Raw genomic sequence first — 13,288 nt, 5'->3', positions numbered from 1 at the left:
CTCTTCTTGTTTACACTTATGTGCTTAGAAACACTTTTTAGCTTTTTGTTTATACCTTCTAGCTAAAGGTATTAATCTTCGGTAGTTAACCATGTCAACGTATAGGCGGCATTGCTTCCTAACAGCGGCGTAATCTCATCAAGGGCTTCACGCATATTGACATCAAGTTGCCAAGGTGGATTGATGACACATAAGCCAGAACCATACATGCCCGCATCGGCGGTATTTTCTTCAACGGTAAGTTCAATAGTGAAACAAGGCTTACCCAGTGCCGATAACGACTGGCACATCTGCTGGCTAGCCCCACTTTTAGCCCCTGCTCGCGCTGATAGTAACGGATACCACACTACCATTTGTGCTTGCTGCCAACGTGCTAATACTTTTTTCACAGCGCTAATGACATCTTGATATTCAGAAACCTTCTCGTAAGGCGGATCGATTAATACCGCGCCACGATTAGGAGATGGTGGCGTGAGTGCAATTAAGCCTTCATACCCATCCCTGTGATGGACATGGCTTTGGCTATCGCCAATTTGCCACATGGCATCATCTAGTTTTTCGTGTTCAGCAGGATGTAACTCCATAAGGTGCAGCACATCGATATCACGTTTAAGTTTGGCGCTAATAGCCGGTGAACCTGGGTAACATCTATCACTTAAAAACGCGTTACATAGCGACAAATAGGATTGCAACAAAGGCGAATTTGCCGATATGTTTGCCAGTTTGTCTACACCAGACTCATACTCTTTATTTTTAGATGCTAAGGCATCATCGAGTTGATAAAGCCCAGCCCCACTATGCGTATCATAAAGGGTGAAAGGCTTATTTTTTTTCTTTAGATGGCTTATTACGCCCATCCAACAAAGGTGTTTAATAACGTCGGCGTGGTTGCCGGCATGAAATGCATGTTGATAGCTAAGCACGATATACCATAAGTTGACGCGCATACTGCGCATGAAAATGTAGTTTAGTAGCTAATAATAACGCTTGGGTTAACATCCACACAAGCCCGACAGCCCGTTCCCTGTTAAATAAATGCCCTATAAATAAGCTCTCCGTGAATAAGAACTATTAAAAGTGCCCAGTGAATAAAACACGGTAATTAGCAAAATTTCTATTTATGAACATATTTTACCGTACTTATATTTACGTACTGCCTTTCATCAGGCTGTGGGCCTGCGGCCCACATAAAAACCTATCACTATTTCAAATGCATTAGCATGGTTTCTGGCGCTTCAATGAAGCCAGACCACAGATTATTGAAGCGAACCATAGTGGCCCCATCAATAATGCGGTGGTCGCCAGACCAATTCACCATCATAATGTTATGTGCTTCAACACTTCCGTCAGCGGCGAAGCGAGGAAGCTTTTGTGTCTTACCTAGCGCGACAATAGCAGCTTCAGGCTTATTGATAACCGGTGTAGCCGTAATACCACCAATAGCGCCAATATTTGAAATGCTGATAGTGCCACCTTTAAGTGCATCCCCGCTTAATTTACCTTCGCGAGCTTGCTCGATAGTGGTATGCATTTGCTGGGCTATGTCGAACAATGACAGATGTTCTACGCCTTTAATGTTGGGCACCAAAAGGCCAATTTTAGCGTCAACGGCAAAACCGATATTATGATGATTAAAATAAGTAAGCTCAGTGCCGTCTTCGTTTAATTGGCTGTTAATGATTGGAAACTCATTTAACGCCAACGACAATGCTTTTACAAAAAATGGCATAAAGCTGAGCTTCACGCCTTTTGCTTCAAACATGGGCTTCAGAGACTGTCGCAAGGCAATTAGCTTGTCCATTCTAACTTCATCGCTCACCGTAAAATGAGGAATGGTATTTACCGATGCTACCATTTGTTTTGCCATAGCCGCACGAATGCCTCGCACTTTTTCGGTATAGCTTGATTCGCTCGCTGCGTTATTCATTTCAGAGCGCAACACATTATTTGCCTTACCTATGGCATTAGATGTTGTGGAACTTTCAATACTATTTGTGCTTAGGCTGGTCGCGCTAACGTTGCTGACATCATGTTTTAAAATACGTCCTTTTTTACCTGTGCCAGCAACGGCAAGTAAATCAATCTCGTGCTCTCTGGCAATGCGACGTACTGCAGGGCTTGCCAGAACCTTTCCAGGGATAGAAATAGGAGGCTCAAAATCCCCATCTTGCCATTTTTCATTAATGGCTGCGTTCGGTTGCCCATTTGCACTACTTTTTAAAGGCGTTGCGGTATGGTGTGAATTATCGTTTACCTTTTCTGCATTTCCTTCTTGTTCATCTGTAGCATCATCCGTTGCGTCATCGGCGCTGTTTTGATGGCCTTCACTAGCGTTTTCATCAGTATCAAGTGCAAATAGTGGGCTATGCACTTCTGCAATATCACCTTGTTTATAATAAAGCTTATGTACCGTGCCTGAATGCTTAGCAGGAATTTCTACCACAGCTTTATCTGTCATCACTTCAACCACACTTTGGTCTTCAGCAATAACATCCCCTTCTTTAACGTTCCACTTGACGATTTCACACTCAACAATACCTTCGCCAATATCAGGTAAAATAAAATCTATATTCATATTATTGGCTCCCTTTTAATAATGTAACGAGCGCTTGATCGCTTCGTAGGTTTTAGTTTCATCAGGCATATATTCAGTTTCATGGGCAAGTGGATAAGGTGTATCTAAACCACAAACACGAGTAATAGGCGCTTCTAGATACAAAAAGCATTTTTCTTGGATAGTGGCGGCAATTTCGCTCGCGAAGCCGCCAGTGAGCGGCGCTTCATGATTTATAAGAAGTCGACCGGTTTTCATCACAGAATTGATTACCGCTTCGGCATCCCACGGTAAGATTGAGCGCAAATCGATAATTTCACACGACACGCCATCATCTAGCGCCATTTCAGCTGCTTTCTGCAAAATCTCAATTTGTGCCCCCCACCCTAATAGGGTGATATCTGTGCCCTCTTGTACTAAATCGGCTTTACCGAGAGGCAGTTCATAATCTTCTTCAGGTACATCGGCAATAGACGCGCGATATAAACGTTTTGGCTCAAGAAACAGCACCGGGTTTTTATCACGAATAGACGCTAGAAGCAGACCTTTAGCCTGATATGGATCTCGTGGAATAACCACTTTTAAACCTGCGCAGTGGGCGAAAAATGCCTCTGGCGATTGGCTGTGATAATGACCACCCGATATTCCACCACCATAAGGCGTGCGAATGGTAAGTCCACCCACATCAAATTGCCCGCCTGAACGGTAACGCCACTTAGCTGTTTCGTTTACAATTTGATCAAAGGCCGGAAAGATGTAATCTCCGAACTGAATTTCAGCAACTGGGTAAGCGCCTTGTGATGCAAGGCCGTTTGCGAATCCAATAATGCCCTGTTCGGTAAGCGGCGTATTAAAACACCTGCCTTTGCCAAATTTCTCTTGCAGATGACTGGTAGCTCTAAAGACACCACCAAAATGGCCCACGTCTTCACCAAACACCATTACTTTTTCTTCGGCTGTCATGGCAGTAATCAGCGCGTTATTAATTGCCTGTAGTAAGTTCATTTTAGCCATTAGCGAACACTCCCAGACGTTTTAGGATATTTTTTAGGGTACTGTTTAATATGAGCTTTTAGCGAAGTAAGCTGATCTTGTAAATGCCAAGGCACACTGTCATAAACATCTTCAACTATTTCCTCTATGCCGCAAATAGGTATGGTCTCACTGACTTTCAATGCCGCAAGTACGTCTTGACGCGCTTGATCTACCTTGGCTTTGTTTTGCTTTTCATCAAACCAACCTTTATGAGTAAGCCAATTTGCCATTCGGGCGATTGGATCTTTTGCACGCCATTTATCTTCTTCATCTCTAGAACGATAGCCCGTAGGATCATCAGACGTGGAGTGAGCGGCAAGTCGGTAGGTCATGGCTTCAATTAATACTGGGCACATTTCAGCTAACGCTATACGGCGTGCTTCCTGCGTCGCAGCGAATACCGCTAAGGGGTCATTACCATCTACACGAATCGTTTTTACCCCATAGCCAATTCCTCGTGATGCAATGCCATCACCAGCAAACTGTTCCTCTGAAGGCGTTGAAATGGCATACCCATTGTTACGACAGAAAAAGATAACCGGGCAATTGAGTACTGCGGCCATATTTACGCCCGCATGGAAATCCCCTTCCGAGGCTGCGCCTTCGCCAAAGTAACAAATAGTGATGGCTTCGTTGCCTGCCATTTTCTGCCCATAGGCATAACCTGATGCTTGTGGTATTTGGGTACCTAAGGGAGAAGATATGGTCATAAAATTAAGCGCTTTATCACCATAATGGATAGGCATCTGCCTACCTTTATTAGGGTCGGCTTTGTTGCTGAACATTTGATTCATGAATTGATCAGTTGTATAGCCTCTAAAGGCAAGCGCCCCCTGTTCACGGTATTGACTCATGATCATGTCGTTGGGTGATAATGCTGCAGCGCTAGCAACGGCTGCGGCTTCTTCCCCAGTACTTGCTAAATAAAAACTAATTCTACCTTGGCGCTGCGCCGCCACCATTCTCTCATCAAGTATTCTGATGTATTCCATGGTGTCGTGAATTTTTAACGCCAGTGTTTTATCAAGCTCTGGAAGTTGTGCACTTTCATGCTCACTTCCATCTGGTTTTAGCAATTGCAGCATGGGAATATCAATTAACCCATTACCGATAACTTCAACCCTGTTTGTTGTTTTAATTTTTCCGAGATGATTTCTATCTTCCACAATAATCTCCCTGCAATTTGAAGGATTCGAAAGCGAGATTGCTATGTTCACTATGCTAGTAGAAGAATGTTGGTGGCGTTGTGCTATTTCAGTAGCGCTTTATCGACTAAATATGATGAAAATTCTCAATATCTAATTTTACTAGTACTAATATCCTAATAATCGCCATGCATGTTAAATCAATGCTAATAAAAGGATAAAAAGAAGGTATTTGTTTGTAAATTATGGTGTAAAGGTCTTAGATAGAAGACAGGGTTTTATTACTGAATTGGCTGCTGTATAGCCGATTTCCTCCCCTTTTTTTTAACTAATATCAAATTAAAAAGTATGACCAAATGTAACAACATGTGTAATTCACATTAATGTTTAATATTCATTACAAAGTGAAAAAAATTGTGCTAGAAATATTATTGTCATTGCTATGACAAAGAAAATTGGATCAACAAAGCCAATAAAAATAAAAAATTTCATCCATCCAGGGAAAATCCCAAAAACAGGCCGACGGAGGTTACCTGTGAATAATAAAGTGACGTTAGCTGTATCTGCTGCACTAATGTCGATGTCAATGCATTCAGCTGCAGAGCTATCATCTGCAAACGAATCGTTTTCTGTAACTGCTGATCAACTCAAAGCAGTTAAAGCGACATCGATAAATAAGTACAAGAACACTAAATCAGTTTCCACACCAAAAACACTCTACACCGCTGAGAAAGGACTCGAAAATAAAGATTACATTTACTTTGTACATCTTTCTGACGATGCAGTTGCGAGCTACGATGGTGGTGTTGAAGGTTTAGAAGCTACTAACCCCCAACTTAAGAAACAAGTTTCTGTAACACGATCTAAATCGTCTGCTAGCAAACGCTTAGACGCCTCGCTTCCAGAAGTAAAGGCATATGCTTCTTACCTAGAGAAGAAACAAGCAGAAGTTATTGCTAAAGCTGAGTCTACTGTAGGTTCTTTAGAGACAATAGCAGAATATAAATATGCACTGAATGCAATTGCGATAAAAGTATCACCCGCTGAGGCAGAAGCCATCGCTCGTTTGCCTGGCGTTAAGAATGTTGAACGTGATGAAGTGTATCAACTTGATACTGACACGGGCCCTATCTTAATTGGCGCACCTGCAGTATGGGACGGCACGGCTAACGAAAGTGGTGTAGGTCGACAGGGTGAAGGCGTAGTTGTTGCGGTACTTGATACAGGTATCAACAGTGACCACCCTTCTTTCGCTGACGTAGGTGGTGATGGTTACGATCACACAAACCCCCTTGGCGCCGATGTTTACTTAGGTGAATGTGCAGTTGAAGCTGAAGTTCGTTGTAACGATAAGCTAATTGGTATTTATAGCTACCCGTCTATCTCTGACGTATACGCAGATGACACTATCTTCCCTCAAGACGGCACTATGCGTTTTGGTGAAGATTACAACGGTCACGGTTCACATACTGCGAGTACTGCCGCCGGTAACGTTCTTGTGGATGTCGGTGAAGTTACCGCTGAATTTGATGTGAATGCCAGTGATGGTATTGCGACTGGTTTCACCTTTGGTCAAATTTCAGGTGTAGCCCCTCACTCAAACATTATTTCTTATCAAGTATGTCAACCTGGTAACACTGGTGATACCTATGCAGGTTGTACTGGTGCGGCTATGGCTGCAGCGGTAGACGATGCGGTTGAATCAGGTATTGTTGATGTAATCAACTTCTCAATTTCAGGTGGTGGCTACCCTTGGAGTGGTTCGCTTAACGCAGCATGGTTGAATGCACGCAACGCGGGCATTTTTATTGCTCAATCTGCGGGCAATAGCGGCCCTGATCCAGAAACAACTGAGAAACACGCTCCGTGGATTACCGTTGTTGGTGCTTCTACGCACGGTCGAAGTGTAGAGTATGATAAAGAAATCTCTTTCACTGGTGGTGCAACTGAGTTAGGTGCTATCGCTGGTAAGAGTAACTCTGGCGCGATATCGGGTACAATTGTTTATGCAGGTGATTACACCAATGCAAACGATCCTGATGGCGATCCAGCTCAGTGTTTAGAGCCTTTCCCTGAAGATACGTTCGCGGGTGAAATTGTTGTTTGTGACCGTGGTGCTATTGCTCGTGTAGCTAAAGCATCTAACGTTGCAAGTGGTGGCGCTGCGGGTTTTGTTCTAGCAAACCTTGCAGATGGCGCAACATCAGTTAATAACGATGCGTATGTTATCCCGGGTATCCATGTTGATGCCTCGAACGGTGATATGCTGCGTTCATGGTTGGCAGAAGGTGAAGGCCATACTGCGTCAATCACTGCATCTGAAGGCATATTAACAGTGGACGACGACGCGGCTGATGTTATGGCTGACTTCTCTTCACGTGGTCCTAATACATCAATCAGCACACTAACACCGTCGGTAACTGCGCCGGGCGTTAGCATTTACGCTGCTTATTCTGATGAACAATACGGTCAGGATTCTACAGGTTCTGCACCAGCTGATTATGCCTACCTTCAAGGTACTTCTATGTCAGGCCCTCATGTTGCTGGCGCTGCTGCACTAGTACGTCATGAGAAACCATCGTGGACACCAGATCAAGTACGTTCTGCTCTTATGATGACGGCTACCACCGATGTTCTTAAAGAAGACGGCGAAACCGCAGCAGATTGGTTTGATATGGGTGCAGGTCGTATTGAAGTAGACCTAGCGGTTCAATCTGGCTTAGTTATGGATGAAACAGACGCAAATTACGCTTCTGCTGACCCTGCACTAGGTGGTGAGCCTCGTACACTTAACTTACCTTCTGTTACCGACGACAACTGTGTAGGTTCTTGCACATGGACTCGTACCGTAACGGCAACTAAAGACGGCTCTTGGTCTGTAGACGGTGTCGGAATTTCTGATGGTATAGAAATTACTGTTACACCTGCTACCTTTGACTTAACTGCTGGACAATCTCAAGAGTTAACGATTGAGATTGACGCATTCCGCGCAGAAAGTGATGTTTGGTCATTTGGTCAAATCAACTTAGTTTCTGGCTCGTCGCCAGATTTACACCTTCCTGTTTCAATTGTTGCATCTAACGGTAACTTACCTGATGAAATCGACTTTGAAGCACATCGTAATCAAGACTCGTACTTGCTTGAAGATGTAATGGCAGTTGAGATTACTGACCTTCAAGTGACGTCTTACGGCCTAACCAAAGCAACGAAAGTTGAAGGTATGGTTGCACAAGACTCAGACAACAGCGACTACCTAGATGACTTAGAAGATGGCTTGCATATTACACAAATCGAAGTACCTGAAGGTACCCTTCGTTTAGTAGCTGCAACTATAGATACGACGTCGCCAGATCTAGATTTACGCGTTGTGTTTGATGCAAATGCCGACGGTATACCTCAAGAAGATGAAGAAGTAGGTATTAGCGCAACGGCTTCATCTGAAGAGTACGTAAGCGTTGAAATGCCTGCAGCGGGTAGCTACTGGGTTATTGTACAAAACTGGGCCGCATCGTCTGATGAAGAAGGTTTTGAAGATAGCTTTGTATTAGCACATGCCATGGTTGATAACCAGGCAGGTGAAGGGTTAACTATTGACGCTCCTTCAGCTATTCCTCAGCTAACCGAGTTCGACGTACGCTTTACATGGGATTTAACCGACGCGGTTGAAGGCGATATCTACGTTGGTGCTGTTTCAATGGGTACTGATGCTGATAACGTTGATAACCTTGGCGTTATTCCTGTTGATATTGTTCGTGCTGAAGATGATGTTTATGTCACTGCGGAATCTGAAGAGCGCGTTCTACCGGGTGAAGAAGCAACTTTCTATGTAAACGTACTTCCAAACTTTACAACGGAAGACCGCGACTATGAAATTTCACTAACGCTGCCTGATAACGTTACGTTAGTTGAAGGTTCATTGTCTCATGATGGTGTCGCTACTGAAAATACGCTTTCTTGGTCTATTACCCAAGAATCGCTGCTTGGTGCTACTCCATCTTATGAAATTACCACTAATGCCACTGACGCATTCTGTGCTAACCCTGACTTTGGCCAAGGCGGTGGATATATCGACCTAGCCGCTTTTGGTGTTGGTATGGATGATACATTGGATGGGGACACAGTAGACGGAACTTATTCACTTCCTGCTTACTTCCTTGGTTCCATGTACAGTGCCGTGACGGTAACTGATGATGGTTTTGTAACATTAGGTACTGCTATCTCGTCGCCTTGGGTTAACCAAGACCTTCCAGATGTTGCAGATCCAAATGGTGTCATTGCTCCGCTATGGCGCGATCAAGAATTTGACGTTGCTAATGGCACAGGTGTTTCTGTCGCTTCTGCAGGCGCTGCGTATACCATCATTGAATGGGATAACATGAGATTCTGGGGTCTTAGCGAAGATTTTGCTGATATTGCAGATTACCAAATTGTTTTCTTCAATGAGCCAACTGAAGGTCAGCCAAACATCGTATTCTCATACGATAACGTGACACATGACCTTGGTAGTATCTTGCCTGTGACCATTGGTTACGAAGATATTGATGGCGCTACGGGTCAAGCACCTTACTACACGCCTTACAGTCAAGACTTCTTTGACGCGAATTTTGATGCTGAAATTGTATCTGGTACGCAAATCTGTATGTATCTTGATGACGTTGATAGCAGCCCTACTCAGTTAGCTTACACCGTTATGGTAAATGCTGATGACGAAGGTGGTGCGATTCAAATGATGGCGATGTCAGAAGTGACTAACATCCCTGGTGCAGCATCTGCAGTATCTGAAACTTATGAAGGTTTACAAGTTGAAGGTCCTCCAGCTGTAACTATCGACGGCATGACAGTGGCCACACTGGAAATTGTTGAATTAATGGAGTTGAACTTACCAGGTCTAGTAGAAGAGCCTAACGGCGATGCTGTTGACATTACTTGGAAGCAAGTTGAAGGACCAGCGGCTATTATTGCAGGTGCAGGTATACAAGAAGCTATCCTAGTTGCTCCAGAAGTAACTGAAGATACGCTAATTGTACTTGAGCTTACTGCTACTGATAGTAACGGTAACACTTCAATGGCAACAGCTAATGTAACGGTGAAAGATAACTTACCACCTGTTATCAACATCTCTGCTCCGTTTACTGTTGAAGAAGGTGAGTCAATCACTGTTTCTGCTACAGCAACAGATCCAGAAGGTGATGACGTTACATTCACCATCAATGACATCCCAGGCTCAAGTCTAACGACTACAGCGCCTAAAACGAATAGCACTACTACTGTTCAGTTTGAAGTGGTTGCATTTGATGGTTTAAATACAACAACAGAAACAGTAACCGTCAGTGTTACTGATAAGAGCGGTGGTTCAATGGGTTGGTTAACATTGCTACTTGTTCCAGTTATGTATTTACGTAGACGTAAAATGAAATAAGCGATATCACCTAGATATTACTTAAACGCAAAAGGCCGCTGTTAAGCGGCCTTTTTTATACCTGAAACTTTAATAATTATTGGTAGTTAACGTTACATCTATACCAACTACACCCTTTCATTATTCTTCATCCGATAATCTCGATAATGTATTGTCTAGACGTTTGTTGGGTTGAACCCCCATCTCTCTAAATTTCTCGACTTGTCGCACTAAATTTCCACGCCCACTTGAAAGCTTATTCATTGCCGCTTCATAGCTGCCATGCGCGGTGTCTAGTGCTTTACCAATCTTTTCAATATCAGAAACAAAGCCTACAAATTTGTCGTAAAGCTTTCCTGCTTGCTCTGCAATGAGCTGTGCGTTTTGATTCTGGTACTCGTATTGCCAAATGTTATTAATGGTTCTAAGTGCCACAAGCAAATTTGTGGGGCTAACTAACATAATATTATGATTAAGCGCGAGTGAAACAAGATCAGGCTCTTCTTCGATGGCTAACAAGAACGCAGGTTCGATAGGAATGAACAGTAACACATAATCCAGCGCGCGAAGCCCTTTAAGGGACTGATATTCTTTGGCACCTAACCCTTTAATATGCCCTTTTATCGAGGCGACGTGTGCACTTAGATACTGTTTGCGGCTAGTATCATCATCACAGTTAAAGTATTGCTCATAGGCCGCTAAACTTACTTTAGAATCGATAATCACGTCTTTGTCGTTAGGTAGGTGCACGACTACATCAGGTTGCAATCGCCTACCCTGTTCAGATTGTGCCGACACTTGGGTTTCAAATTCATGGCCTTCTCGAAGCCCAGATTCTTTGAGTATGCGCTCTAGAATAACTTCGCCCCAATTGCCTTGTTTTTTGTTATCGCCTTTAAGGGCATTGGTTAACGCTGATGCCTCTTCGGTTATGCGCTGGTTTAACGCTTTTAGACTTAAAATTTCCGTTTTTAGCGACGCGCGTTCTTGCCCCTCACGAATATGTTGCTCGGAAATTTGTTGCTTAAACCCATCTAATTGTGATTTGAACGGAGCCAATACCGCTTCAATATTATGCTTACTTTGACTTTGATAGGTTGCACTTTTCTCATCAAAGATTTTGTTTGCTAAGTTTTCAAACTGGATTTGTAAGCGTTGTTCCGACGAATGCATTAACGCAAGCTTTTCTTCATGATTCTGCATAAGCGCATCAAGCCTAGCCTTTTGCGCCTCGTGTTGCGCCTGCAACTTACTGTACTCTTTTTGCAGCACGCCTGATGCTTCACTAAGTTGGTGTTTCTCAGCTAAAACCTGCTCATACTGACGTGACTTTTCAACCAGCATGCCCATACGTTCTTGGGTTTCATTGTAGCTCTGCTGCTGCGCGAGTAACGCATCACTTTTCTCTGCCACTTGTAAGCGAGCCTGACTCAACGTCCTGCGGGTCGCTAATAGCAAGATAAGAAAAATTAACGCCAGTAGTAAAAGGCCAGCATTCAAATATTGGGGGGGCAAATCAGATAAGGAATACATATTAAATACACGCACTGTTAATTTATACAGCACTATAAACAAAAACAGGTGCCATTGGCACCTGTTTTAATCACAAAGGCATGATTACTTAGATAATGCGTTATCTAAATCTTCAATTTTTGCTTTCCAAATAGCCGGTCCAGTTTCGTGGGCGTTAGCACCCGTGCTGTCTACCGCTACAGTAACTGGCATGTCTTCAACGTCAAATTCGTAAATGGCTTCCATCCCTAAATCTTCAAACGCCACTACACGTGACTTCTTGATAGCTTTAGAAACCAAATACGCCGCACCACCTACAGCCATTAAATAAACTGACTGATGCTTCGCAATAGATTTCACCGTTGCAGGGCCACGCTCTGCTTTACCTATCATACCGATAAGGCCTGTTTTCTCTAACATCATGTCAGTGAATTTATCCATACGGGTGGCAGTAGTTGGACCGGCTGGGCCTACTACTTCATCGCCAACCGCATCAACAGGGCCTACGTAATAAATAAAGCGGTTGGTTAGATCTACGCCTTCGGGCAAACCTTCACCGTTATCTAGCATGGTTTGAATACGCTTGTGCGCCGCATCACGGCCAGTCAACATTTTTCCAGAAAGTAGTACAGTTTCACCCACTTTCCAGTCTTGAATGTCTTCTTTGGTCACATCATTAAGGTTAACGCGACGGGTGTTTTCACCCACTTCCCACGTTACCTCTGGCCAATCTTCTAATTTAGGCGGCGTAAGTTCAGCAGGACCTGAGCCATCTAAATGAAAATGTGCATGCCGGGTTGCTGCACAGTTAGGGATCATCGCCACAGGCTTAGACGCCGCATGGGTAGGCAAAGACATAATTTTAACGTCTACTACGGTCGTTAAGCCACCTAGGCCCTGAGCACCAATACCCAATTGATTCACGCGTTCGAAAATTTCAACACGTAGCTTTTCATCTGTGGTTTCTGGGCCACGAGCAATCAGCTCTTGAATATCAACCGGATCCATTAAGCTTTCTTTAGCGAGTACAGCCGCTTTTTCTGCTGTACCACCAATGCCTATGCCTAACATTCCAGGTGGACACCAGCCAGCGCCCATGGTTGGCAACGTTTTCACTACCCAGTCAGCAATATTATCGCTAGGGTTTAACATTACCATTTTAGATTTGTTTTCTGAGCCACCACCTTTTGCCGCAATCATCACCTCAACTTTTTCACCTGGCACCATATCAATGTGAACAACTGACGGTGTGTTGTCTTTGGTGTTGATTCGTGCGCCCGCGGGGTCGGCAACGATAGAAGCGCGTAATGGATTATCTGGGTTTAGATAAGCACGGCGTGTACCTTCATCAACCATCTGTTGAACAGTCATGTCGGTTTTATCCCATGTCACACCCATACCTACTTTAACAAAGCAGGTAACAATACCGGTGTCTTGACATAAAGGACGCTTGCCTTCAGCTGACATTCTAGAGTTGATAAGGATTTGTGCCATCGCATCTTTAGCTGCTTGGCTTTCTTCTCTGTTATACGCTGCTTCTACGGCTTTAACGTAGTCGAGCGGGTGATAGTAAGAGATAAACTGTAGGGAATCTTCAATGCTATCAATGAAGTCCTGTTGGCGGATAACGGTCATGACATCCTC

Annotated in this window: 7 protein-coding genes; 1 reads left to right on the top strand and 6 read right to left on the bottom strand. The window is 43.8% G+C overall.

Annotated elements, in window-relative coordinates; genetic code table 11:
- Positions 1 to 71 precede the first annotated feature (71 nt).
- The 4 genes from JKP82_RS07845 to JKP82_RS07830 form a co-directional block, all read right to left on the bottom strand.
- Complete coding sequence (locus JKP82_RS07845; RefSeq protein WP_220099875.1) at positions 72 to 947, bottom strand: 23S rRNA (adenine(2030)-N(6))-methyltransferase RlmJ; 876 nt, start codon at positions 945 to 947, stop codon at positions 72 to 74.
- A 254-nt stretch (positions 948 to 1,201) separates the two neighbouring features.
- Positions 1,202 to 2,575 (bottom strand): 2-oxo acid dehydrogenase subunit E2, encoded by a 1,374-nt coding sequence (locus JKP82_RS07840; RefSeq protein WP_218396528.1) that lies wholly within the window; start codon positions 2,573 to 2,575, stop codon positions 1,202 to 1,204.
- A 15-nt stretch (positions 2,576 to 2,590) separates the two neighbouring features.
- Positions 2,591 to 3,568 carry an alpha-ketoacid dehydrogenase subunit beta gene (locus tag JKP82_RS07835; RefSeq protein WP_159530253.1) on the bottom strand — a complete coding sequence of 326 codons (978 nt, stop codon included), beginning with the start codon at positions 3,566 to 3,568 and terminating at the stop codon, positions 2,591 to 2,593.
- Positions 3,568 to 4,755 carry a thiamine pyrophosphate-dependent dehydrogenase E1 component subunit alpha gene (locus JKP82_RS07830; protein WP_159530251.1) on the bottom strand — a complete coding sequence of 396 codons (1,188 nt, stop codon included), beginning with the start codon at positions 4,753 to 4,755 and terminating at the stop codon, positions 3,568 to 3,570. The genes JKP82_RS07835 and JKP82_RS07830 overlap by 1 nt, the downstream gene beginning before the upstream one ends.
- A gap of 514 nt (positions 4,756 to 5,269) precedes the next feature.
- On the opposite strand from JKP82_RS07830, the gene JKP82_RS21010 reads away from it, so the two are divergent.
- The gene (locus JKP82_RS21010) at positions 5,270 to 10,153 is read left to right on the top strand and encodes a S8 family serine peptidase (protein ID WP_218396526.1); all 4,884 of its coding nucleotides are present in this window, start codon (positions 5,270 to 5,272) and stop codon (positions 10,151 to 10,153) included.
- Between the two features lie 120 nt (positions 10,154 to 10,273).
- Here JKP82_RS21010 and rmuC read toward each other — a convergent pair whose 3' ends face one another.
- Complete coding sequence (rmuC, locus tag JKP82_RS07820; RefSeq protein WP_218396524.1) at positions 10,274 to 11,665, bottom strand: DNA recombination protein RmuC; 1,392 nt, start codon at positions 11,663 to 11,665, stop codon at positions 10,274 to 10,276.
- An 84-nt stretch (positions 11,666 to 11,749) separates the two neighbouring features.
- On the bottom strand, positions 11,750 to 13,279 hold the full coding sequence (locus JKP82_RS07815; protein WP_218396523.1) for a fumarate hydratase: 1,530 nt from the start codon (positions 13,277 to 13,279) through the stop codon (positions 11,750 to 11,752).
- Positions 13,280 to 13,288 lie beyond the last annotated feature (9 nt).

The sequence above is a fragment of the Alteromonas lipotrueae genome (genome assembly GCF_019249215.1).
Lineage (GTDB): Bacteria > Pseudomonadota > Gammaproteobacteria > Enterobacterales > Alteromonadaceae > Alteromonas > Alteromonas lipotrueae.
The sequence above is the reverse complement of the archived record's forward strand: the minus strand, read 5'-3'. Positions and strand labels throughout refer to the sequence as shown.